Source organism: Bacillus cereus group sp. N11 (genome assembly GCF_016483605.1).
In the GTDB taxonomy this organism is placed as follows: domain Bacteria; phylum Bacillota; class Bacilli; order Bacillales; family Bacillaceae_G; genus Bacillus_A; species Bacillus_A toyonensis.
The window spans coordinates 246722-272426 of record NZ_JAEHBN010000006.1 but is presented as its reverse complement, the minus strand read 5'-3'; the positions used below and the strand labels follow the sequence as shown (position 1 = coordinate 272426).

Genomic DNA, 25705 nt, shown 5'->3' with positions numbered 1-25705 from the left:
TTGTTTATAATGGTAAAGGAAAGAAATATGTGTACGGAGGAATATTATGCTGCAACACTCAATTACGAAAGATGAAATTATGATGATTGCGAATGAGTTCGTTCAAGGACTAGATCCACAGCAAACAGCTGATCAGGAACATGTCGCTACAGCTCGGCACCTATATCGTAGTGGTGTTGTCTACAACGTTGACTTTGATGGTTACACGCTATCAGGAACTGTAGATGCTGAAGGCAGCGTATATAGCGTTCATATCCCGATTCGTAACGTCGCTGAAAGCTATTGCGATTGCTTCGCACCAACGCAATGTGAGCATATGCTCGCTGTGTTACTATCTGCAGCGTCTAGTTTCGGGCAAGTAGGAGATGTATTAACTTTATTTAAAAATAATACGAAACCTTCTCTTCCTCCTATTCGAACTGCAAGACAAGTATTGCAATCATCAGCTTTTGAAGAAACGGATTATAAAAGTTGGCAATCATATTTTGACAACGAATATGAATCATTTAAAAAAGAACAAGCTCGGCTTACTTATAAACAAATGTATTTTCTTATGAGTATTTTTACAGACTTCTATACGAAACTCGAGCGGAAAGCTCCGCGTATCATTGCGATACATGAATTGTTCAGACTACACGCGGCACTTTATTGCTTTCAAAAATTATTAGAAGAGATTCAGGCATTCGAAGTAAATAAAACGTATTCTTATCACCAACCTGTTAACGTCGTTCGCCTATTTGTGGATAAAGTGGAATCCATCGTTCGGGACCTACAATCAGAAGCGATTCCTTCAGAGTCTGAATCAATTTTACAAGAAACTGCTCGTCTCGTTCACGAAGTATTCTTCTCCACTGATGCCTATACACAAGAGAGATTTTTTATTTATCGTCACATATGGAGTGAACTGTTAAACAATAAAGATCAACTGCAAGAAGAAGAAAAACGAATTGAAACGAAAATAAATCCACTTTCCAAAGCATTAGCCTCTTCTCATCTATTCTTTTTAAATGACGAAGACCTACTAGCAATGGACTTACTAAAAAAACAGCCTGCTTCTGTTGTAAGTCTTTATTTCTATTGGTTAGAAGAGCTATTAAGCGCCATGCAGTGGGATCGCGGAAAAAACTGGCTTTCGTTTACGTATAAACAAGTAAAGAAAACCATACATGAGCACGAGGATACAATCTTCATAAAAGATATCGTTCGGTTATTTGTAATCATGTACGAAACATATGCAACGCATACAAATGAACAAGCTGGATTCGAAATGATTTTACAAGAACTATTACCGTATAGTTTCACAAACTACGAACAATACGTACTCGCGAAGAAGCAGTATCGTACATGGTCCGAACTTCATCTCTTATATGGATTTGAAGCAATTGAACTATTGAAAGAGCCATTGAAAGATATTGAAAAAGAAGCGCCAGAAGCGGCACTTCCTCTTTATCATCTTGCTGCTGTAGAGGCCATTGAAGAACGAAACCGTAAATCATATAGACGTGCAGTTCGCTACTTAAAGAAATTACGTACATTATATAAACGTTTAAAACGCACCGATGAATGGGATGCTTTCATTATTCATATCGCCAATCTACATTCACGCCTTCGTGCACTACAAGAGGAATTACGGAAAGGAAAATTAATCGATGATCAATCAAACTGAAGTAACAATTAGGCTCCAGCATGTTAGTCAAGGTTGGTTCCTTTGGGGCGAAGATGACAGCGGTACTCCATTATCCGTAACAAGTTGGAAACGAAATGCATTTACATGGCACGCCACTTCCTTCTATGGCACGTTTCTAAAAGAAGCAACCTTTGAAGGGAAACAAGGTGTTATGCTAACAAACGCACAAGCATTTGAATACATCGCAAACAAACCGATGAACTCCTTTGCACATATTCAAATGAACGATCCTATTACAGCACTTACGAAAGATGCAAATGAATTATGGGATGCCTTCGTAAGCGGTAGCTTCGTACCCGATATGGAACGTTGGTCCAAACAACCATCTTGGAAAGTTCAAAATACACCAATCGAAGATGACACATTAGCAACGCTTTTCTCAACCTCGGTAAATGAAAGTATATTGCAAGATAACCGATCAAATGACGGATGGGAAGATGCAAAGAGACTATACGAACATTACGACTTTACGAAAAGACAGCTGGAAACAGCGCTACATGAAGAAGATTGGCTTCGAAAAATCGGTTACATTGAAGATGACCTTCCCTTTACAATTGGACTAAGACTGCAAGAACCACAAGAGGAATTTGAAATGTGGAAGCTTGAAACGATTATGGCACCAAAGCGCGGGGCACATCGCATATATGTATATGAAAACATCGATTCCTTACCGAAAAGATGGCACGATTACGAAGAGCGTATTACGGAAACGCAAGAAGGCTTTAGTAAGCTCGTACCGTGGCTAAAAGAAGAGGATACGTTCAGAAAAGAACTGTTTGAAACGGAAGCATGGAATTTCTTAACAGAAGCAAGTGACGAGTTACTTGCAGCTGGTATTACAATTTTATTACCATCATGGTGGCAAAATTTAAAAGCAGCAAAACCGAAGCTGCGTGTACAGCTGAAGCAAAGCACAGCACAAACACAATCTTTCTTCGGCATGAATACGCTCGTTAACTTTGATTGGCGCATTTCAACGAACGGAATTGATTTATCGGAAAGCGAATTTTTCGAACTCATTGAACAAAACAAACGATTATTCAATATAAATGGTCAATGGATGCGACTGGATCCAGCCTTTATTGAAGAAGTAAGAAAACTAATGAACCGTGCCGATAAATACGGACTAGAAATGAAAGATGTCCTCCAGCAACATTTATCAAACACTGCTGAAACAGAAATTGTAGAAGAAGATAGTCCGTTTACTGATATTGAAATCGAACTAGACGGATATTATGAAGAGCTATTCCAAAAGCTACTCCATATTGGAGATATTCCAAAAGTAGATGTCCCTACTTCACTAAACGCAACACTTCGTCCGTATCAGCAACACGGCATTGAATGGTTATTATATTTACGACAACTTGGATTTGGGGCATTATTAGCGGACGATATGGGACTTGGGAAAAGTATTCAAACGATCTCTTACTTACTATATGTAAAAGAAAACAAGCTCAAAACAGGTCCTGCATTAATCGTGGCGCCGACATCCGTTCTTGGAAATTGGCAAAAAGAATTTGAGCGTTTCGCACCAAATTTACGCGTTCAATTACATTATGGAAGTAACCGCGATAAGGGAGATTCATTTAAAGATTTTCTTCAATCAGCAGATGTTGTATTAACGTCTTATGCGTTAGCTCAACTTGACGAGGAAGAACTTACTTCGTTATGCTGGGACGCTGTTATTTTGGATGAAGCACAAAATATTAAGAACCCACATACGAAACAGTCGAAAGCAGTACGCAACTTGCAGGCAAATCATAAAATTGCTTTAACTGGTACACCAATGGAAAACCGACTTGCCGAGCTTTGGTCCATTTTCGACTTTATTAATCATGGATATCTTGGCAGTTTAGGACAATTCCAGCGCCGCTTCGTCACACCGATTGAAAAAGACCGTGATGAAAGAAAAATCCAACAAGTCCAACGCTTTATCTCACCATTTTTACTGCGTCGAACGAAGAAAGATCAAACAGTCGCATTAAACTTACCAGATAAACAGGAACAGAAAGCTTACTGCCCACTAACTGGTGAACAGGCTTCCTTATACGAGCAACTTGTTCAAGATACATTACAAAATGTTGAAGGGCTAAGCGGGATTGAACGTCGCGGGTTCATATTACTAATGTTGAATAAACTAAAACAAATTTGCAATCACCCTGCTCTTTATTTAAAAGAAACAGAACCGAAAGATATCGTTGAACGTTCTATGAAAACAAAAACGGTAATGGAACTAATCGAAAATATTAAAGATCAGAATGAGAGCTGTTTAATCTTTACTCAATACATCAGCATGGGAAACATGCTAAAGAGCATATTAGAGGAAACATTTGGTCAGCGCGTCCTCTTCTTAAACGGCAGTGTGCCGAAGAAAGAGCGTGATAAGATGATCGAACAGTTCCAAAACGGAACGTATGACATTTTCATCTTATCCTTAAAAGCTGGCGGAACAGGCTTAAACTTAACTGCCGCTAATCATGTCATTCACTACGATCGTTGGTGGAATCCAGCTGTAGAAAATCAAGCAACGGACCGTGCATATCGTATTGGTCAAAAACGATTCGTTCATGTTCACAAACTTATTACAACAGGAACATTAGAAGAGAAGATTGATGAAATGTTAGAACGAAAACAATCACTAAACAATGCTGTCATTACAAGTGATAGTTGGATGACTGAACTATCAACAGACGAATTAAAAGAATTACTTGGTGTATAAACAAAAGGAGCAAATCTCGAAATGAGATTAGCTCCTTTTTCTATTCCAAAACCAATTACTTATTATAATTCCTGTCAATCCGCCGCACGTATCAAGTAATGTATCTTGCCACATCGGTGTACGGTCTCCCGTAAACCATTGATGGATTTCATCCAATGTTGCATACCCTGCAACGAAAAGAAGGGCATATATAAAGCATCTTTTTCTCGAACAACCCGATCGATGAAAAGCATAATACGTCAAAGAACCGAGCATGAAGAACACCATAAAATGAGCACCTTTACGAAGGAAAAATTCAACAAATCCGCCCACACCTTTATTTGCAATACTAACAGGTGTACCTCCACCATAATCGATAGATACCCACGAAAAATGCTCTTTCACAAATTCAACATTTACATATTGTTCAATATCCGAGCGCATATCCTGTTTTTTATATGGTTGTGCTGAGGAATAGAAGATAAGCCCCATCCATAGTAATACAGGAATCCAAAATAACCATTTACGATTCATTCTTCCGAAACCCCTCTCTTAGTCTTTTAAGAGTACCAAAAAAAAGAAAAAATTTCACGCCAAAACATGACATTTGCCCCCTATTTATAAAGTGAAAGGGGGTGATACACATGGCAGTTGAAACAATTGTAATGGATTTAACTCTACGTCTTGTATTAAACAATGGATTAGATAAGAATGGAAAAACAACTTTGAAGAACAAACAATTTAAACGCGTTAAAACAAATGCAAACTTAGAGCAAGTACACAACGTAGCCCGTGCCCTTGCTTCCTTACAAGAATCATCACTTCACGCTGTACAACTTGTAAGTACTTCAGATCTTGCTAACGTATAAATAATAAGGAGGGAATAAAGCATGCAAGTACTCGAATTGATTTTCACGAAAGAAGATGGAAAAACAGTTGTTTTTTCTATCGATAAGCCCATCACACCCGTCGATGCACAAGTCGTAAATCAAGTAATGGATACCATTCTTGCGTCATCTATATTTTCATCAATTGATGAAAATACCCGAAAAAAAGGAGCCCGTCTCGTAGAAAAAAATGTATCCGAAGTTCCAATTACTCTATAAAGTAAAACTTTAATCAGTGGGGATTTTGTTCATCCCTACTGATTATTAACCTTCACCAATCGGGCATTTACAGGCAGTAAGGCTCCCAACTAACTTCTTCTCTCCAGCCGAATTTTGAGCTAGGAGTCTGACTGCCCACAAACAGCGGAATAAACGAAAAAGACGAATCTGCATTATTTTGCAGATTCGTCTTTTTTCTTCGGCATTTCAATCGGAATAAAAATCTTTGAAAAACCGACGCATACATATTTATAATTTTCTCCACCTAAATCGAAATCAGTCGTATATGTTGAGAAGAAAATATAATCATTTCGCTTTGTATAATGGTCGATTAATAATCCAACTTGTGGCTCAACATACTTTTTCGCCAACTTCTTACCTGCCGATGCTAAATCGCCAAGAAGACCCTCTTCATTTTCTTTTTGAACCTCATCTAGCTTCTTACTTACATCATTACGTTTCATAAACTGCTTCGCTGCCCAATCCGTATATTCTCCTTTACTCGGATTACTATTCGCTAAATAAACTAGGAGAACAACAGCTAGAACTATAATAATATACTTTTTCTTCATGCTATATCACCGCCTATTCTTTTCTATTTTCATATATATGTACAAGCGATGCAAATTAGAAAGACTATCATCTGTTGATTGTAAACGAATAACTAAAATTTACAATATAAAACAGAATATTAATAGTGACTTTACAAAATTTATATATAATTATATTCAGAATAAAAATTACAAGGGAGGCATTATACTAATGAACAATGAAAATGATATTTTTATTTCTAGTTCTACAATGATGTTAGAGCCATGTAAGCACCCCTCTTACCGTACAAAAATTATCGACAGTAGCGGGAAGCACCTTTACTCCCGCCAAACCGCTCTCCAGCTCATACAGAAATCTTGTCTAACAGATGTTTATTCTACTTATCAGGGCAGACGTAATGCAGTCCAAGCAAACTTTAAATTCAAACAAAACGTTCCGATTCCAATTAATCATAAGGAATATATTTGCGCTTTTCCAACAGAATCTCCTGCTTCTCCAAACTGTATTTGGTTGTTCTACAAGCATATCCATACAATAGAGTTTTTCAAAAAAACTAAAAAAGCTAAAATTTTTTTCTCAAACGGATTTACCGTAACGATACAAATTAGTTCCCATAAGTTAAGTCAGCAATTATGGAAAGCTGGATATGTTTTATCCCAAATGAACATGCAAGATTCACTACACTCATAAAACCTCATGCCACATTTACTATCTTAAAACAAATAGAATGGAAGGTGATCTTTCTCTTATCTTCCATTCTACTTATTCTCTTTATCCCTTTACACTATCTCGCATTTTCTCAAGTGCCTGCCGGTATATCCACCTCACCTGATAATATGTCATTCCCATTTCACAGGCTATTTCTCCCATCTTTTTCCCTACAAAAAATCGTTCCGAAATAATGTGTCTCTCCCTCTTATTTAACACACTCATAAAATCCTGTGCTCTCATTCCCGTTTCTTCAGACTCAAATTGTTCATCGTACTCTCCGACGCACACATACCTCTCCTGCATTACGCATTCTTTCTTTAGTCTTTCCAATATATAACCACGTACCGTTATCACCGCATAAGCAGGAAAACTTCCTTTCCCCTCCTCATATCTTTCATACGCATACCAAAGACCGATTAAACCACATTGATAATACTCTTCATGATCTTGATAAATACTTAACTTCTTTATTTGATTTACAATCATTCCTTCATACAAAACAACCGTCTCTGTAAAAGTCGCTGGCTTCACATAGTACCTATTTCTAAAAGGTATACCTCTTTGTTATTCCGCGGTACCTTTACAATATAAAAATAAAGAAGAGACTTCACTGTGAGTAATTTCAAATACTACCGAAGGAATTTGAAATTACACTAGGCAGTATTTGAAATTTTGTTGGTGGTATTTGAAGTAAGGGCAAAAATAAAAAAGGTGACTCTAGAGAGCCACCTTTTTTTGTCAGATCATATTATACAGGAATATTTGGTAATATTTTTGCCATTAACACAACAAATGCAGCTAAGAATGCCGCTTTAATAATGAATAAAACAATAATTGGAATAGCTGCTTTCACTTTACTTAATCCAGCTGTAACTTGTAATCCTAACCAAATTAAAACTAAATTCCATAAATAGAACAATTCAATTGTATTACCTATTCCATATGCAAGTGAACCTTGATCAAATAATGGTCCTAAACTTGTATACTGGGTTGCTCCACCATCTAAAATTAGGGCTATAATACCATTAATAAGTCCACCAATAATAAGAATAATATTAGTATATACAACAATCGTTAATAACTTCTTATAAGACGTATCATTTCCAAAGAACATCATAAATACTTTATAAATAGCTGCGACAAATAGCGCTCCAATCATCGCTCCAACAAAACCAGATCCAATTCCATAAATAACTTCTGATGTTATTGAACCCTTACCAGCAAGTTCACCTAATTCTTTCTGCATTTTAACCATTTCAGGTGACGTGTTCACAACATATGTTGTCAAACCACCTACAAGCCCTTGTAACAACGCAACTAAAAAGAACATACCCCAAACTTTCTCGCTCGCCTTCATTCTCTCAAACTGTAAACCAGGAGAAGTAATCATTCCAAATAATGATGGCTTCTCTCCGCCAACCTTTTGCGTATTCAAATTCGCTTCCATTATAACGCCTCCTTCTATTTATATAACCCGTTCTAACGGGCGGTTCACTTCCTCATTGTAAGAGGCTACGAACCGCCCACTAGAACGGTAATGTGTAGTTCTACTACACTATTAATTACTCATAACGTAATGCTTCAATTGGATCTAATTTCGCAGCTTTGTTTGCTGGAATTAATCCAAAAACAATACCAAGTGTCATAGAGAATAGTACTCCTCCAACGACAACTTCCCATGAAACGAGCGGTGGCCACTTCGCAAATGTGGAAACGATATATGCCCCGCCATACCCAAGACCAATTCCGATTAAACCACCTAGAAGCGTTAACATAACTGCTTCAATTAAAAACTGTAATAAAATTTTACTACGCGTCGCTCCAAGTGCTTTACGTACTCCAATTTCGCGCGTACGTTCTGTTACAGATACGAGCATAATGTTCATAACACCAATACCACCAACGACTAGTGAAATACCAGCGATACCGCCGATGATCATTGTCATAATACCGGTCATCTTTGAAATACCTTCTTGAAGTTCTTTTAAATTCATAACTTCGTATTTACCAGTTGCATCACTCGGTTTACGACTGTTTAAGACATCTGCAGCTTTTTTACCTGCTTTTTCTAAGTTATCTACATTTTTTGCTTGAACAGAAATATTTTGAATTTCATCTTTTCCATACAGTGTCGGCCATAATGAAATTGGAATTAATGCTTCTGATGGTCCCATTCCCATAAACTCGTTATCTGATTTGTAGACACCGATAATTTGCATCGGTTGACCCTTCATTTCAATAATTTTACCGACTGGATTGGCATCCTTAAATACCTTTTCTTCCATTTGTTTACTAATCATGACAACGTTATTACCTTGATCCACATCTGATTCTTGTAAAGAACGTCCCTTTAACAGCTTTACTTTATTTACTGAAAAATACTCACTGTCTAATCCAGTAATACTCACCATTTCTACTTTATCTTCAATATCAAGTGGTTCCATACTTGAATTTGTTGTTACAACATGTGAAATTTCTGGAATTTTTTTAATTTCAAAAATATCTTCTTCAGTTATTTTCGGTGCTTCTACCATCCCCATACCAAAAGGATCATTCATATCAGCACTATAATGAATCGGAACCGTTTGATTACCTGATCCAACAAATTGAGATTTCAATGCAGCTTCCCCGCCTTGCCCAATCGCAACGACGGTAATAATAGAGCCTACACCGATAATAATCCCAAGCATCGTCAAAGCCGAGCGTAGTTTATGAGCTAAAATAGACGATAAGGCAATTTTCATACTATCTAGTAAACTCATACTGCACACCTTCTATCTTCTGTAACTTTCCCGTCTCGCAGTACAATGCGGCGAGACGAATAAGCCGCTACTTCCTCTTCATGCGTAACCATAACAATTGTCGTACCTTCTGCATTAAGCTTCGTAAAAATATCCATAACTTGCTCACCAGACTTCGTATCTAGCGCACCAGTCGGCTCATCGGCCATAATGAACGTTGGGTTATTCGCAATTGCCCTTGCAATCGCTACACGTTGCTTCTGTCCACCTGATAATTCATTCGGTAAATGATGTACGCGGTCCGCTAATCCAACTTTACCTAACGCCTCTAAGGCACGCTTACGACGTTCTGCTTTCTTCACGCCACCGTATACGAGCGGAAGTTCAACATTTTCCACCGCAGAGAGACGCGGCAGTAAATTAAAATGCTGGAATACAAAGCCGATATATTCATTACGAATTAAAGCGAGCTTTGACTCGTCTGCTGTTAAGATATTCACATCATTCAGCATATATTCGCCTTCTGTTGGACGATCTAAACAACCAATAATGTTCATAAGCGTTGACTTACCGGAACCAGAAGGCCCCATAATCGAAACAAACTCACCACTCTGAATCGTTAAACTAATACCATGCAAAATCGGTACCGCAAGCTTCCCTTGATAATACGTCTTAGCAATATTATTTAGCGTAATCATTTCTCTTTCACTTCCATTCCGTCATACACGTTGTCGGAAGGATTTTTAACCACCTTTTGCCCCACTGTTACGCCTTCAGTAATCTCTGTCCAATCTCCATCCGTAGCACCTTTTTTCACATTTTGTTTACGAAGCTTTCCTTTTTCTTCGATATAAACAAATGCATCAGCGTCTTTTTCTACAATGCTCTTACTTGGAACAGCAATCATCGTCTTATTCTCTAAGTTTACTTGTAATGAAACATGGTAACCTGGAGATAAACCGTCTTGGCTATCAAGACTTGCTTTATATGTATATTGGGACATATTTTGAGTTGCTTCACCTACACCACCAGCTTGACCCATCTCTGCACTCGTTGGGAATTCACTTACCTCTGTAATCTTACCTGTCCACTTCTTCTTATTATTTGCTTTCGCAGTTACAGTGAATGTTTGATCCTTTTGGATTTGTGACTTCTGAAGCTCTGTTAAAGTCCCTTGAACTTGGAACGGATCTTTAGAAGCAACTTGTAAAAATGCCTTCCCTTGTCCACCTAACGCTTGAGATGAACTTTGCGCCGCATCTTTATCTAACTTTTGAACAACACCAGCAAAATTACTATAAATCGTAAGCTCTTTCTGCTTTTTATTTAACTCTTCTTTCTGTAACTTCCCTTTCTCTTTCTCAAGGTCAGTTGTTTTTTGCGCTATTTCTAACTCACTTACTTGCTCTTCCATCGGATCTGTTACTTCTTTCCCAGCTCCGCTATCTTTCACCTTCTTAATTTCTTTCTTAAGCGAATCAATCTTCTTTTTCCCTTGATCATAACGCATATCTGCCATCTTCTGATCAAGCTCAGCTTGCTTCATTTGAAGATTAATCTCTTCATTATCATAAGAGAATAACTTCGTACCTTTCTCTACCTCTTGTCCCTCTTTTACCTCAATATCTTTCACTTTTCCTTTGGCCGGATCCGCATAGAAACTTTCAATATTCCCAGGCTTCACCTGACCAGAAACTAACTTCGTATTATTCAGCTTACGCTCTGTCACTTTCTCAAAACTTACAGCATCAGCCGTTGTTGATGCGCCCTTCTTCTTACCTTGCATAATAAAAATATTAACTGCTGCTACAATAACAATTAGTGCAATAACTCCGATAATAATCCATTTTTTCTTCTTATTTGGAGTACGAACCGTATTTGGTAACATATTCTCTCTCCCTTTATAAATTAATAGTTTAATAAACACCATAATTGTATAAAACTTTCTGAAAAATAATCATATATTATTACAATCATTTTACAAAGTTTTACACATTCATTTATATTGTAACAAAAATTCCAATGATTAGAAATATGACATCGTATCTTTTAAGATAGTTTTAAGGAAATATTATATTATATAGAAAAAGCTATCCAATATAAAAATTGGATAGCTTTTCAAACAAAATATTACGCCGCTTTAGGATCTTTTCTCTCATGTCCACGTTGAACGATGAACAAGAAGACTGTTGATAAAATCGCACCTGTTAATAGTAAGATAAAGCAACCATCCCAGCCAGAACGATCAACAATAACACCAATTGCTGCGTTTGCTACAAGACTTCCGCCCACATAACCGAACAGACCACACATACCAACTGTAGTACCTACCGCAAATTTCGGTACTAATTCCATCGCACTTAAACCGATTAAGAACTGTGGTACGTAAATTAAACATCCGATAATAGAAACTGCAATACTTACAACAAGTACGCTAGTTGCTTGCCAATATACAAACGTACCAATAACAACTCCAACCATACTAATAATACACAATGGCATACGTTTCCCTTTAAATAATTTATCACTTAGAAGACCAACGATTAATGAACTTGGAATTGCCATACCTTCAAAGATTGCGTATGCTGCATGTGCTTCATTTTTTGAAAAACCTTTAACTGTCGTTAAATAAAGTGGAACCCAGTTAATAACACCGAAACGAATTAAATAAACAAATGCATTTGCAATACATAAGAACCATACAAATTTATTTTTCACTACATATTTCATTAAAATCTCTTTTGGTGACATCTTGTTAGCATTATCTGCTTTTTCAAGATTTTCATAGTCATTACGATACTCATCAATTGGAGGAAGACCTTCAGACTCTGGTGTATCCTTCGCATTGATCCAAACAAGAACTGAAATTACCATTGCGATAATCGCTGGGAAAATAAACACGCCGCCTTGCCAATGACTTTCACCGAAAATACCTACACCAATTCCGACAAGTGGTGGCACAAGCATTCCGCCAACGTTATGTGAAATATTCCAAATACCTGTTTTCGTACCGCGTTCTTTCTTTGAGAACCATTTCGTCATAACGATACTACAAGGTGGTGCTCCCATACCTTGTACAATACCGTTCAGGACAAGTAATGTAACAATCATTCCAAATGAAGATGCAAACCCGAAACAAATATTTACAAGCCCTGATAAGAATAATCCGACTGCGATAAAGCGCTGGGCAAAAGCTTTATCTGATAAATTCCCCATAAAGAACTTACTAAACCCATAAACAATCGCCATTACTGAACCTAGTAGTCCAATTTCAGCTGTACTAAAACCATATTCTTGTACTAAATACGTACTTGATAACGTAAAGTTACTGCGTACTAAATAATAAGCAGCATATCCAACAGAGATTCCGATTAGCACACGAATACGTAGTAACGTATATACTTTCGCGATCATATCCGCTGGTAATCTCTCAATTGCAGGTGCTGGCTTAAGCCATTTAAACATATACACTCGTCTCCTTTTCTCACTTTTGAGAGAGACGCTGTCTATTCCATATCTCGATTATTCCACTATTTGATATATTTTGGTTCGCCCTTCTAACCGGCTGTCCTTCTATTTCTTTCTCATTCTTCGCAAACATCGTTGGTACGCCAAACGAAACTTTTTCTAAAATGTGACCCGCTTCTTCTGATAAACAATAATCAATAAATAAATCCGCAATAATACCACTCGGTGCACGTTTTAGTTTCGAAATCGCATTGACAGACAAACCTGTTTGCTCAGGTTCGTTACTTAAAATAGGAAAGCCTCGTTTTTGAAGCATTCTCTGATCTCCCATAAAATTGATGCCTATCATATATTCACCACTTGCCACAAGTTCTGCTGGTATGTAACCATTCACTGTTACTTCTCCAACCTGTCCTGCAAGATGCTTCACATACGCCTTCGCTTCCTCTTCACCTAAAGTATCAATAAGTGATTGAAAAAACGTATATGCAGTACCCGAAACATTTGGATCTGGCATAACAATCTTTCCTGTGTACGCAGAGTTTAATAAATCTTGCCACCTGGATGGATACGGTAGGCCAAGCGGTGCTATTTCTTCGTTCCACCGCTCTTTATTAATTGCGATTGCCAATTTCTCTACTTCGTAACCGTACCAATAACCATCTTTATCTTTAACAGTTTTTGAAATACGATTCGCATGCTGGCTCGTCACAGGAATAGACAGATCTTTTTGCTTCATCATTTGATGTGCATCTACTGTACCGCCAATAATAATATCCGCTTTCGGATTTCCAGCTTCTTCTTCCACTCTTCGAAGAAGTTCTTCTGTCGAAAGACGAATAAATTCATACGTACATCCACGCGGTTTACAAAATGATGAAAGCAATGCCTCACCAACTTCCTCACGGGCCGCTACATATGCAACAAGATGACGATCATCCAAAATAGGGAGACCACTTTTATTATATTTAATAGAGGTTGTATCTCGAGAGCAACTAGACATCGCTCCTCCAATTACTAGCAAAAAGAAGAAAAAGGCTATCTTTCTCATGACGCATTCTCCTTTACGAATAACTCTGCTAGAGAGCCTTTCATATACATGACATTCCCGTTATTATCACCGAGGTATTGCACAACAAAGTATGATGGATACACAGAAATCGTAAGAATATCTTCACGCTCATTCTTTACATGCTTACCTGATTTATAAGCTGTAATATAAGCAATCGGTTCATTCTGTGATTGTAATAATTTCTGAATTTCTCCGTAATCTGTAATTTGTTTTGCGTACCGAATAGAATCAAGCATGTGCGTAAGATTGATAGTACGTACTACATTCCCTTGACGTACTATGACATCCTTTGCTGAAGCGAAGAAATCACTAATACGCTCGGGCGTGTAATACAGGCTTAACAAATACGTTTGAAATGCCGAGATCATCGGATCAGTGCCCTTCTTTCCGTATACGTTCGCCTCATACTGGAACAAGTCACCTACTGCAAAAGTACGCTTATGTCCATTCAAGTACGTTACTTCTCCAGTAAATACTTGTTCTTGGCTCTCTGCCTCTCTCGGTTCTATTCGAATTCGGTCAAAGAATGAAACAATTGTATGTAAACGAACTTCATCCGTTACAACAATTTCTCCCCACTTTTCATGTCTTACTTTCACTTCAATTGGAAGAGATTCGTTCACTCTTTGTAAAACGGCTTGTTTGTCATTCACAATTGTGATTCGATTATATGTTTGTTTCTCCACGACATAAAACAAAACAAGAGAAACAATGATACAAAAGACAAACATAAGAATTTGAAATGATAGCCTTTTCATTTCTGCCTACCTCCAAGATAAAAAAACGTTGTTTCGAAAATACCGCATAATTGTTTCATAAATGTATCATTTAACCGCTTTCAAGTTTTTTATGTCTTCCATTCGTCTTGGAAGCAAAAATGTAATAAATATCGTAGTACCAATCTCTTCACTGCTCTCAATTCGCATACTTCCGCCTTGCTTATTCATAATCTCCTGACAAATATACAAACCATAGCCGTTCCCGTAACTAGAAGGAAGCATTTTCCCTCCTGGAGACCCATTCCACTCGGCAAGTACATCCTCATCTATACCGATACCATCATCATGAACAAAAACCTTCGCCTCATGCTCACTTACAATTACATTCATGCGAATTTGCGTAGCATCACTATATTTAATTGCATTATCAAGTACATTTAAAAAGATTTGCTTCGTCTTATCAAAATCCGCAACGACATGTACATCCGTTAACTCATTTATCACTTCAATCTCAAATTGCTGCAGACGAGGTTTCACAATTGAAACTGCTTCTTCTGCTAATTCTTTTATATTCACAACTGTAGGTGACACTTCAAACGTACTCGTCCCGTACTTGGAAGACTTAAGTAATTCCTCTACAAGTGATAATAGACGCTCACTTTCTACAGCTACATACCGGAGACTCTCTTGCACATCTTCCTTCGAGTGTAACTTCGGAATTAAATCAACATAACCGATAATTGCCGTAAGTGGTGTCTTCAACTCATGCGTAATACGGTCCAAGAAATCTTTCTGTTTCTCTTTTTCTTCCTTCAATTGCTTAATATGCAGTTCAATTCCATCAGCCATCGCATTAAAGGATGCTGAAAGCTGTGCAATTTCCACATACTCATTTAGCTCAATCTTACTTTCATAATCGCCATTCGCAAGCCGCTTTGCCATTTGTCTCAACTGATCAATTGGCCTATGAAGAGACCTAGCTAAGCGAACCGCAAAGAAAATACCTGCAGCCACTAAACAAAGAGATGTCATTAAAAAAGTCCAGCTCACATTTGTTAAAACTTCCTTCTCACCCGTTAACTCATCTATAAAACGAATACTCCCAATGACATCGTTTCCATAATAAACCGGGCTTGAAAACAAAAGAATGGGTGCTGGCTCTCCTTCCGCAAAAACAAAAGCTTTCTTACCCTTCAAAGAACTCTCAATATCAATATTTCGATGAAGTAACGCTCCTTTTTGTGTATCTGCAACAACATCTCCATTCTTTCCTATCATCTGTACACGGACATCCATCCGCTTCGCTAAGTACGAAGCAATTAAAAGCGAATTCGGACCTAACGTCTCGATTTCTGCTTCTTTCTCTAAATAATTCATCGTATAAATTTGTGCCTCTACACTTAACTTCTCAAGAGAATCTGCTGCATTATGATACATATTCTTCTCTAGTGAAATATAAACAACCGTATACAAAAGAAAAAGAATTGGAATCAACAATCCAACTATTCCAAATACCATATTCCGTTTTAACGACATATCATCACCACTTAACAATCCAGCTTATAGCCAACGCCATAAATTGTTTTAATATATTCTCCGCTCGTACCAAGCTTCTTACGTAATCTTTGCACCATAATATCAACCGCTCTCGTATTTCCGATATACTCAAAGCCCCACACTTTCTCGAGTAACTCATCTCTCATAAATACACGCTGTGGATTTGAAACAAACAGCTGACATAAATTAAATTCTCGGTACGTTAACTGAATCTCTTGTCCACTAACATGTAATTTTCTTTCCTTAGGACAAATTATTAACTCTCCAGCTCGAATTACTTCGTGGCTTGCCGTAACCTCTTCCTTCTTCACACGCCGACTCATATTCTTCACACGAAGAATGAGCTCCGCATAATTGAAAGGCTTCGTTACATAATCATCCGCACCGAGTTGCAAGCCGAGCAATTTATCATTCATCTGACTCTTGGCAGTTAACATGAGTACTGGAATATCTCTATCTTTCTCACGGAACAAGCGAAGTAACTCGTACCCATCTGTATCTGGAAGCATAACATCCAAAATCAATACATCCGGCCCTTCATTCCACTTCTCTAGCGCTTCTCTACCATCAGCCGCTACTAATACTTCATATCCTTCCATCTCTAACTGCATTCGAATCAAATTACGAATACTCGATTCATCATCAACTACAAGTATTTTCATCCTTATCCTCCTTTCATCTTGTATTATAGTACAGTTTAGTATAGCAAAAATCATACAAAAAAAGAGAGGATATTGTCGAACATATTTTGTCGACGATACTCTCTCTTTCACTTATTATATTTACTTAGCATATCCATTCGGTTGTTTTTGATGCCAATTCCAAGCATGCTCAATGATTGTTTTCACATTTACATACTTAGGATCCCATCCTAACTTCTCTTTCGCCTTCTGAGAAGAAGCAACTAAACGTGCTGGATCTCCCGCACGACGCGGTGCTACCTCAGCAGGAATTTCATGATTTGTAACTTCACGAACTGCATCAACGATTTCTTTTACACTGAAACCATTACCGTTTCCTAAGTTATAGAAATCACTTTCTCCGCCGTTTTGTAGGTCTTTAAGCCCTAAGAAATGAGCTGCTACTAAATCTTCAACATGAATATAATCACGAATACAAGTACCATCTGGTGTATTATAATCTTCACCAAACATCATAATCTTCTCACGTTGACCTAACGCCACTTGCAATACAAGAGGAATTAAATGCGTCTCTGGGCGATGATCTTCCCCAATAATACCATTTGGAGTTGCACCAGCCACGTTAAAGTATCTGAAGACCTTATATTTTAAGTTAGACGCTTGGCTATACCAATGAAGCATTTTTTCAATTGCTAATTTTGTCTCGCCATACGTATTCGTTGGATTTGTTACAGTTTCCTCAGTAATAAGATCCACATCTACTTCGCCGTAAGTTGCCGCAGTAGAAGAGAAAATGAACTTATCTACTTTAAACTCGTCCATTACTTCTAATAAGCAAAGTGCACCATACACGTTGTTGTTATAATATTGAAGAGGTTTCTCCATACTAACACCAACTAAAGAATCAGCCGCGAAATGCATAACCGCGTCAATATTTTCTTGTGTAAAAACGTCTCTTAAGAAACTTTTATCACGAAGGTCTCCTTTATAAAACTTTGCGCCTTCTGTAATGGCATCTTCATGACCTGTTTGTAAATTATCAACCACTACTACAGATAAACCTTCATCTACTAATTTTTTCACAGCGTGTGAACCGATGTAGCCAGCTCCACCACAAACCAAAATTGAACTCATGTTATTCCTCCTACTATACTCAATACAACAAATATATAGTTTCTCTCATACATTTTATGCTTACCTATATTTTACCATAAACATTCATTTAAAATAATATAATGTGAACCGTAACGACAACTAACTTCTTAAAGTGGCAAGCTTCTCTTCAACCTTCTCTAAATCCTCGACAGAATCTATTTCAAAGCTGTCATTGCTATCAATTTCATATAAATAAACATTCAGATGACCAATATTATCTTTCACAATATTATCCCAATACAGCTCACTAAAGTCTTCTTGCTCCACTGCTTTTTCTAACTCTTTTACGATATAATCCGCATCGTCCTTACACCAATAGGAAAGGCCACATAAAATGTAATCATCATGACCGTCACCAATTTCAATATCGTACACTTTCTTGCTCTCATCGTGCTTAATAATCCATTCATTGCGGAAATCTTCTTTCCTTGCACTAAAGTATAATGATGACTCTGGTTTTTCAATAAATATATTACGATGTAAATATACATCAGCATCTACCACATACGCATCTGCCAAATATTCACGCACTACATACATCGTATAAATATTGTTATACACATTATATTTATCGTTATATACAAGACGTATATTTTCATATTTATCAACAAGATAATTGAATTTTTCCGATAAATATCCAGTAACAACAATAATTTCATCTATACCAATCTCTTGTAAATATTCAATTTGTCGTTCTAGCATCGGTTTCCCGTTTACCTCTACTAATGACTTTGGTTTCGTTAATGTTAATGGGCGCAAGCGTGTCCCCATACCAGCTGCTAATAAAATCGCTCTCATGCTACCTCTCCTCTATATTTCTTTCTCTTAATAAATTCATTTGCATCCGCGACTGTTAAAACAGCCCCTACAATAATGAATAAACAACAAATAATTAATTTCCAAGAAAATGGTGTTCCCATTACTAATATAGAAATCCAAATCGCCCAAGCTGAATATGTAATATTCAGCCCCATAGCTTTCGTTGGGCCCAGTTCATGGATTGCTTTATAGTAAAAAATGTACGAAGCTGTCCCAATTAACGCCACAAATATAATTAAGATAAATTCACTACTTACCATAACTTCTTTCGTTAAAAAATGCCCGCCTAATGTCGGTAAAATGATCAGTCCATATGTTACAGACGAAACAAGTTGGCGAATTTGCAACGCCTCTTCTGGTGAAACTTCCCCATCCTTCATACCGTAGGCACAAATAACACATTCTAATCCCCAACCTATAATACAAATCAAAACAAAGATAAAACCTAACATATAGTTTTGTGTTGCAAATCCATCACCGGTAAAGCCAAGAATAATAATACTACTAATACTTATTACAAGTCCTAACCAATTCCAAGAGCGTAAACGTTCTTTTAAAAACATAAATGCAAAAAATGCTCCAACGGCTGGATATATGGCTGAAATTGCTGCCGTATACGAAGCCCCTATATACTTTACAGCTAATACATAAAACGTCATCCCTAAAGGTCCGCCCATTAAAGCACCTAACATTACGAAACGACCACTTCTTGTTTTTAATTTAGAAAGCGCTGTTCGTAATTGACCTTTAAGTCCCATATAGACCATCATCCACAATGTCGACATAAAATCATGTAAAAATGTGCTAACAAGCGGCGCAAGGAATATAACTTGCTCCGTTTCCAACATAACTGTCGAGGATAATATAATCCCAATTAAAACCGTATCTATAGCCCAAGCAAATCCGGAGAACACACCATAAAAAATTCCTCTACTTTGCTTTCGATTCATACTGGTATCCTCCATAGTACTCTAAAAATAACTGTAAATTTTCTTTTGCACGCGTATAACGATCCATTCCATATGTTCCGAAGTCACTACCCGCTGCTTCTTTAATCTTTGTCCAAATACTCCATAAAAAGTCTTGGAAAATTTTATTTAATAAGATTCTTTGTCGATGCATTTCTTCTACTTTTCCATTAAAATAGTAATCTAAAAATAACTCTTCATCTTCAGCTGAGAATTCACACTCTAAACTATGCGCTGCAATATCCCACATCGGATCATTCAAGCCGCCATACTCCCAGTCGATTAAATACATCTTATTTTCTCCGTTTTTCACAAAGTTTTCAGCAACAGTATCATTATGGCAAGGCGTTAACTGAACATCCATTTTCTCATACATTGCTTTTAATCGCATAACTTGCTTCTTTACCTTTTTATAATCAGCAAAGTTTGAACCATTTGATTTACTTAATAAACCTTCATAATGCTCAATTTTCTCAAATACATTAAACGTATTACTCATCGCTGCACTTGATTCATGTAATTCCTTCAAAATAGCTGCCGTTAACTGCATATTATCGCTACGTCGCGCCGTTTTCGGATTCAATGTTTCTGCATTTGAAATAAGCTCTGCTAACTTCACACCTGTTTCTTCATTAAAGTATAGAAGCTCAGCGTCAATTCCTAGCTCACTTGCCAAATTAGAATTCACCATTTCATCATGACGACTAATCATTTCTTCCGTACCGCTTCCTGGAATACGAAGTACATATTCTGAATCCCCGACACTTACCTTGAAATTCGTATTTGTCATACCACCAAATGGTTGAATATTTGTAATAGCATCTTCTGAAATACTTAAAGCCTCCATAACATGGCCTTTAATTTGTTTTTCTTTAAACTCTGCTTCTTTCCTCAATAAACGAGGGTAAATTTTATTTCTCACAACTTCATATTGCTGTTTTGTATCAATTTCTGCCCATACAATATTTTGTAATTTGATATGCCCAATATCATATGTTCTCGCAACATCAAGAAGTAAATACTCATAATTCACATACGGATTTTGATTATGATTAAACAACTCCAACATATTAAGAAAAACATCATAAGAAAGTTTTGAAATTCCAATCATCTCGCCATCAATACGATTTAATTGATGAACATCTTTCGAAATTTTATACAAGTTCCCGTTTTGAATCTCTACAAATGCCTCATCACCAGAACCACTTTCATTCGTAATCAATACACAGTCCCGTTCCGGATATTGTAGCAATTGAGAAATCGCATCTTCTTCTATTAAAATATCATCTTCAATTAATAGAAAATCATCTGTAATTAAACTTTGAACACTTGAAAGTGAAGCCATAGAGCCTGTCCATTTATATTTCGGATTTTCTACAAAGTATACTCCTTGCTCTTTATTCCAAGAAGCAAATTTTTCTTTTTTATATCCAGAAACAATAACAACTTTTTCAATTCCGTTATTGTGTAATATCTCTAAATTTCGATTTAAAAGTATTTTATCACCAATGGATAATAACCCAGATGGTTTACCTAATTCCTTACGATTTCCTGCCGCAAGAATAACTGCTTGCTTAACTTTTTTATACTCTCGCTGATGAATACGAATCTTTTTTTTCTGCATTGTAGCTAACTCGCTCTGCAAAAATTTAAGACCCTGTTCTTTCACATAATAGCTTATATGTTTTCCATTTTTTTCACTAACAACATAATTTTTTTTCGTCAAATCATTTATAATATAATTCACTTTTCCGGTAGATATCCCACTACGTTCTGCAATTTTCTTCTGACTTAAATGTGGTTCTTTATTAATAATTTCTAATATATCAAGCACATGTTGCATATGTGGTCCCCCATAACATTGATAATACATTCAAAATTTGAACGCAACATTAATATTATCACTAATAAGGTGTAATGTAAATTTGTTGTAAAATTTCAGTAAATACAGTTTTACATTTCTCCTATCATCTAAAATAAAAAGAAGTGCCCCTGCTTATTTTGCACAGGGGCACTTCTTTTTATTTATAAATAGCCTCAACGTTATTGGCTGACACAACTTTAATATTACTAGCAGAATTTGCAAAATCCCAATTCTCATCCTTAATCATATAATTAGGACCATAGTTTTCAATAAGATACTCTTCAACATTTGAAGGAACAGGGAATTCTTCGCCCTTGAATGGCATTAATTTCGTTCCTAACAATGTAGAACTTGCTGTTTTCGTTTTCCACCCTGTAAGGATCTTTTCAGTTCCTCTTTCCTGCGTCGACATCTCATCCGTTCCTTCAAAGAAGTAACACCATACTTTATTAGGATCTTCCGAAAAATAATAGAAAAGATCGATATGAGTTCCTTTATAAGTGAAAGTTTGCTCTACAACATGGCCATCAACTGTGAACTCCCTAAACGTCTTAACACCTTTATCATTTAACGTTTTCTCTAGTGCTCTTTTCTTCTCTTCACTTATATTAAAAGTACCAATATCCATATCTAAATCATGGCTTATGAAATCTTTTTCTCGCACAGCGCCAAGTAACGTGCCATAATCTAACCAAAATTCTTGGTCATGCTCCTTAAAAGCTTCTTGCACTAATAGTAAACACTCTACTCCATATTGTTTAATATTGTTTCGTACTAATTGCAATTGCTTATTCGCACGATATTCTAAAGGCTTTTTTAACAATGTACGAACTAGCTTATTTCCTTCAATAAATTTTCTAATTTCTTGTTTAAATCCCATATAAAAATCCTCGCAATAACATCTATTTAAAGTAATATAACGGAATAAAATCACTCACATATCTCCGTTATTTTCTCCGTTTCCTACACCATCATACTATTTGACACCAAATTTTTCAAAGGTAAAGTCAGATTTTTGGAGTGATCGTGTTGTATAAATGAAAGAAAATTACTTATGCTATAACAAATAACCACCAAACTTGAACAGTAACTTACCACATATTATAAATAAAAGGCATACGATTTCTCGTATACCTTTTGTGTATCTTTCATTACTTAGCCACGAAATAATCCGTTACATATTGTGCCCAAACTTCATGTCCTTTAGCACTTGGGAAACCAAACTCTTCTTGTAAGTAAGGTAAAATAGCCTTTGTTGCTGCATCAGGCCATGCTCCCCAGTGATCAACATATGTATAACCATTTTGCGTCGCAAATTGCTTTAATGCCTCAATTGCTTTCGGATAATTCTTCGCACCATATACTGGGTTTGATGGTTGAATCATAATTGTAGCGCCTTTTGCACTAGTAGAAAGTGCTTGAACAAACTTCTGTGTACTCACAACAGAGTTCCCATTACCAGTTTTACCGTTATCAGTAATAAATGGTGGCTCAAATAAAATCACATCTGGCTTGTCTTTCGCGATCTCTTTATCACGCTTATTCGCGATTAGCTCTTCTGTACTTTCACCCTTATATTCCTTTACTGTCACATTCCATAAATCTTTACCATAAGCAGTTTCTAAATTAGCTGTTAACTTAGCTGCCCAAGCATCTTTTTCAGATGAAGAAGCTTCATCACCAACAATAACAAGATTCACTGCCTTTTTCTCTTTAGCAGCTTTCTTCAACTTCTCTTTCACTTCATCTGGCAAATTCTTCGCATATGCTTCATTAAAAGATGACTTCGCACCTTGCTTTTTCTCTGCTTTTTTCTCTTCTTTCTTCGCTCCGCTATCTTTCACTTCAGCCTTTGTTTTCGTCACTTCACTCGTCTGTCCCGTTGCATTTGCAACTTTCTTATTCCAGTACAATTTACCGCTCACAATCGAAGCAACAAACAATACAAAAACAACAAGAACAAGTACTGCTTTCTTATTCATCGATTCACCTCATCTATTAATCTCACAACATATAATATTAATATAAATCCATGCAAAAATAAACCCAACTCCTTCCAAAGGAGTTGGGTTATTACATATTATTTAGTCACTTCAAGATGTGCTCTTAACTTATTCGTTATATCTTGTTTCGCTGCATCTGGAACATAATAATACCAAATGCCATCAGCGGCTTTGTGGCCGTCGCCTGGGATTTGAATCTCTTCACTGTTCTCCATGCAATCTTTATAGTTCTTTTGAATCTCAAACATTTGCTCTTGCGTTAAACTTGTTTTTACGTTTTTCTCAATTGCTTTTAATACGTCACCGTAACTTGCTAGAGAAGATACACTTGCGCCCTTTTTAATTACCGCTTGGATAACTTGACGCTGGCGCATTTGACGACCGAAGTCACCGCGTGGATCCTCGTAACGCATACGAGTATACTTTAATGCAGTTTCACCATTTAAATGAATATTACCTTTAGCAAAATGTTGATCTCTTGATGTAAACTCTAAATCGTTATTTACATCAACACCGCCAACAGCATCTACAATATCTCTAAATCCAGCCATATTTACTTCAATATAATGATCAACTGGTACATTTAGGAAATTCTCTACTGTTTTTACAGACATATCAATACCACCAAAAGCATAGGCATGGTTGATTTTATCTTTTTTACCTTTCCCTACAATCTCCGTATAAGAGTCGCGTGGAATACTCGTAATTTTCATAGATTTTGTTTTTGGGTTTAAGGTAAATAACATAAGTGAATCCGATCTACCTGTCCCATTATCTTCCTGATCTACACCCATCAGTAAAATAGATATAGGTTTATTATCCGAAATCTCTACTTTCTTATCTCGTTTGTCAGACTTATCACGATCCAAAGGCTTATGCACTGTATTTAACGTATTAGATACATTAGAGTAAACAGTATATGCATATACACCACCAGCAATAACAAGAACACCAATGATACCTAGAATCCAAAATAGAATCTTTTTCTTCATCGTTTTTCCTTCTTTCAAATAACAAATTCAGTAATCTTATACTTACTATTATTTCACATAAAACTATACAGATTTACAAATCATTTGTAAACCACTGATTCTTCCACTATCTTATAGCTTCTTGAGAAAATCTTTTAAAGCTTCCTTCCAGTCTTGGAACGATTCAAATCCATTTTCTTCAATCATCCCTTTGTCCAGCACTGAGTATTTAGGGCGTGCAGCAGGCCTTGGAAAGTTTTCTGTTGTTAGTGGATTGACCACTAATTCAATATTAGATTGCTTGAATATCTCTTTTGCAAACTCATACCAAGAACAAACTCCTGAGTTAGAACCATGATATATGCCATACTTATCAGTTTTCACAAGATTAATAATAAATCTCGCTAAATCAGGTGTATAGGTTGGTGAACCTACCTGATCATGAACAACTCCTAATTCTGCCTTCTCTTCCGCTAAACGCAACATCGTTTTCACAAAATTATTACCGTACAAGCCAAATACCCAAGACGTTCTGACAATATAACTTTTTGAACAATACTTTTGTGTATAATGTTCTCCAGCTAATTTTGAGCTACCATATACAGTTTGAGGATTCGTTTGATCATCCACTTTATATGGTTCATTTTTCGTTCCATCAAAAACGTAATCAGTACTTACATAACAAAACTTTGCATTCACTGCTTCGGCAGCTTGCGCTAAATATTTTGTACCTTCAGCGTTAACCTTGAAAGCAGTTTCTTCATCGCTCTCAGCTTGATCTACTTGTGTATATGCTGCTGTATGAATAATAATATCAGGATTTATAGATAGTACTTTTTCACGTACTTTTTCTTCATTTGTAATATCTAGCTCTTCTCTACCAAATCCAAAAACTTCCCATTGTTGATTTTCTAATAAGCATAATACATCTTGTCCTAATTGACCTTTAGCCCCTGTTACTAATACTTTCATG

25 protein-coding genes are annotated in these 25705 nt (G+C 36.6%); 5 read left to right on the top strand and 20 right to left on the bottom strand.

Features of this window, described 5'->3' with window-relative positions:
- Window positions 1–46: 46 nt before the first annotated feature.
- Both JDS98_RS12650 and JDS98_RS12645 read left to right on the top strand, forming a co-directional pair.
- Entirely contained in the window at window positions 47–1666 is a 1620-nt protein-coding gene (locus tag JDS98_RS12650) for an SWIM zinc finger family protein (RefSeq protein WP_000939162.1), read from the top strand.
- The gene (locus JDS98_RS12645; protein ID WP_199633940.1) at window positions 1650–4406 is read left to right on the top strand and encodes a DEAD/DEAH box helicase; all 2757 of its coding nucleotides are present in this window, start codon (window positions 1650–1652) and stop codon (window positions 4404–4406) included. Before JDS98_RS12650 ends, JDS98_RS12645 begins: the two co-directional genes overlap by 17 nt.
- 27 nt (window positions 4407–4433) lie before the next feature.
- On the opposite strand, the gene JDS98_RS12640 is transcribed toward JDS98_RS12645, so the two are convergent.
- Window positions 4434–4919 (bottom strand): VanZ family protein, encoded by a 486-nt coding sequence (locus tag JDS98_RS12640; RefSeq protein WP_001080720.1) that lies wholly within the window; start codon window positions 4917–4919, stop codon window positions 4434–4436.
- Between the two features lie 110 nt (window positions 4920–5029).
- Here JDS98_RS12640 and JDS98_RS12635 point away from each other — a divergent pair, with 110 nt between their 5' ends.
- Window positions 5030–5254 carry a DUF1659 domain-containing protein gene (locus JDS98_RS12635; RefSeq protein ID WP_000257697.1) on the top strand — a complete coding sequence of 75 codons (225 nt, stop codon included), beginning with the start codon at window positions 5030–5032 and terminating at the stop codon, window positions 5252–5254.
- Between the two features lie 21 nt (window positions 5255–5275).
- Window positions 5276–5491: a DUF2922 domain-containing protein gene (locus JDS98_RS12630; protein ID WP_001197606.1), complete on the top strand. Its 216-nt coding sequence runs from the start codon at window positions 5276–5278 to the stop codon at window positions 5489–5491.
- 173 nt (window positions 5492–5664) lie between these two features.
- On the opposite strand, the gene JDS98_RS12625 is transcribed toward JDS98_RS12630, so the two are convergent.
- Complete coding sequence (locus JDS98_RS12625) at window positions 5665–6063, bottom strand: DUF4359 domain-containing protein (RefSeq protein WP_000731398.1); 399 nt, start codon at window positions 6061–6063, stop codon at window positions 5665–5667.
- Window positions 6064–6253: 190 nt separating this feature from the next.
- On the opposite strand from JDS98_RS12625, the gene JDS98_RS12620 reads away from it, so the two are divergent.
- The gene (locus JDS98_RS12620) at window positions 6254–6733 is read left to right on the top strand and encodes a competence protein ComK (RefSeq protein ID WP_001058457.1); all 480 of its coding nucleotides are present in this window, start codon (window positions 6254–6256) and stop codon (window positions 6731–6733) included.
- 81 nt (window positions 6734–6814) lie between these two features.
- Here the strand turns inward: JDS98_RS12620 and JDS98_RS12615 are convergent, their stop codons facing one another.
- The 18 genes from JDS98_RS12615 to rfbD all read right to left on the bottom strand — a co-directional run bounded on the left by JDS98_RS12615 (window position 6815) and on the right by rfbD (window position 25704).
- Complete coding sequence (locus tag JDS98_RS12615; RefSeq protein ID WP_000801309.1) at window positions 6815–7285, bottom strand: sigma-70 family RNA polymerase sigma factor; 471 nt, start codon at window positions 7283–7285, stop codon at window positions 6815–6817.
- 217 nt (window positions 7286–7502) lie between these two features.
- Window positions 7503–8201: a YknW family membrane protein gene (yknW, locus tag JDS98_RS12610; protein WP_098912197.1), complete on the bottom strand. Its 699-nt coding sequence runs from the start codon at window positions 8199–8201 to the stop codon at window positions 7503–7505.
- A gap of 115 nt (window positions 8202–8316) precedes the next feature.
- Entirely contained in the window at window positions 8317–9516 is a 1200-nt protein-coding gene (locus JDS98_RS12605) for an ABC transporter permease (RefSeq protein WP_000054399.1), read from the bottom strand.
- Entirely contained in the window at window positions 9513–10193 is a 681-nt protein-coding gene (locus tag JDS98_RS12600) for an ABC transporter ATP-binding protein (protein WP_000631624.1), read from the bottom strand. The genes JDS98_RS12605 and JDS98_RS12600 overlap by 4 nt, the downstream gene beginning before the upstream one ends.
- Window positions 10190–11383 carry an efflux RND transporter periplasmic adaptor subunit gene (locus JDS98_RS12595; protein ID WP_199633939.1) on the bottom strand — a complete coding sequence of 398 codons (1194 nt, stop codon included), beginning with the start codon at window positions 11381–11383 and terminating at the stop codon, window positions 10190–10192. Before JDS98_RS12595 ends, JDS98_RS12600 begins: the two co-directional genes overlap by 4 nt.
- 242 nt (window positions 11384–11625) lie before the next feature.
- Window positions 11626–12960, bottom strand: coding sequence for an MFS transporter (gene pgtP, locus JDS98_RS12590; protein WP_000477572.1), 1335 nt, complete (start codon window positions 12958–12960; stop codon window positions 11626–11628).
- Window positions 12961–12979: 19 nt separating this feature from the next.
- Window positions 12980–14014 carry an ABC transporter substrate-binding protein gene (locus JDS98_RS12585; RefSeq protein WP_098912472.1) on the bottom strand — a complete coding sequence of 345 codons (1035 nt, stop codon included), beginning with the start codon at window positions 14012–14014 and terminating at the stop codon, window positions 12980–12982.
- Window positions 14011–14793 (bottom strand): DUF3919 family protein, encoded by a 783-nt coding sequence (locus JDS98_RS12580; RefSeq protein ID WP_000826601.1) that lies wholly within the window; start codon window positions 14791–14793, stop codon window positions 14011–14013. The genes JDS98_RS12585 and JDS98_RS12580 overlap by 4 nt, the downstream gene beginning before the upstream one ends.
- Window positions 14794–14859: 66 nt before the next feature.
- The gene (locus JDS98_RS12575; protein ID WP_199633938.1) at window positions 14860–16290 is read right to left on the bottom strand and encodes a sensor histidine kinase; all 1431 of its coding nucleotides are present in this window, start codon (window positions 16288–16290) and stop codon (window positions 14860–14862) included.
- Between the two features lie 11 nt (window positions 16291–16301).
- On the bottom strand, window positions 16302–16973 hold the full coding sequence (locus tag JDS98_RS12570; RefSeq protein WP_000699589.1) for a response regulator transcription factor: 672 nt from the start codon (window positions 16971–16973) through the stop codon (window positions 16302–16304).
- Between the two features lie 120 nt (window positions 16974–17093).
- The gene (gene galE, locus JDS98_RS12565; RefSeq protein ID WP_000095039.1) at window positions 17094–18086 is read right to left on the bottom strand and encodes a UDP-glucose 4-epimerase GalE; all 993 of its coding nucleotides are present in this window, start codon (window positions 18084–18086) and stop codon (window positions 17094–17096) included.
- Between the two features lie 120 nt (window positions 18087–18206).
- Window positions 18207–18905, bottom strand: a complete 699-nt coding sequence (locus tag JDS98_RS12560; protein WP_199633937.1) for a sugar phosphate nucleotidyltransferase — start codon at window positions 18903–18905, stop codon at window positions 18207–18209.
- Window positions 18902–19876, bottom strand: coding sequence for a DMT family transporter (locus tag JDS98_RS12555; RefSeq protein WP_001080586.1), 975 nt, complete (start codon window positions 19874–19876; stop codon window positions 18902–18904). The genes JDS98_RS12560 and JDS98_RS12555 overlap by 4 nt, the downstream gene beginning before the upstream one ends.
- On the bottom strand, window positions 19857–21737 hold the full coding sequence (locus JDS98_RS12550) for a phosphocholine cytidylyltransferase/choline kinase family protein (protein WP_199633936.1): 1881 nt from the start codon (window positions 21735–21737) through the stop codon (window positions 19857–19859). Before JDS98_RS12550 ends, JDS98_RS12555 begins: the two co-directional genes overlap by 20 nt.
- Before the next feature lie 178 nt (window positions 21738–21915).
- Window positions 21916–22638 (bottom strand): LicD family protein, encoded by a 723-nt coding sequence (locus tag JDS98_RS12545; protein WP_000505982.1) that lies wholly within the window; start codon window positions 22636–22638, stop codon window positions 21916–21918.
- A gap of 271 nt (window positions 22639–22909) precedes the next feature.
- Window positions 22910–23740, bottom strand: coding sequence for an SGNH/GDSL hydrolase family protein (locus JDS98_RS12540; RefSeq protein WP_199633935.1), 831 nt, complete (start codon window positions 23738–23740; stop codon window positions 22910–22912).
- Between the two features lie 98 nt (window positions 23741–23838).
- Window positions 23839–24753: a polyisoprenyl-teichoic acid--peptidoglycan teichoic acid transferase TagU gene (gene tagU, locus JDS98_RS12535; protein ID WP_000727068.1), complete on the bottom strand. Its 915-nt coding sequence runs from the start codon at window positions 24751–24753 to the stop codon at window positions 23839–23841.
- 111 nt (window positions 24754–24864) lie between these two features.
- Entirely contained in the window at window positions 24865–25704 is an 840-nt protein-coding gene (gene rfbD / locus JDS98_RS12530) for a dTDP-4-dehydrorhamnose reductase (RefSeq protein WP_199633934.1), read from the bottom strand.
- Window position 25705: the final 1 nt, after the last annotated feature.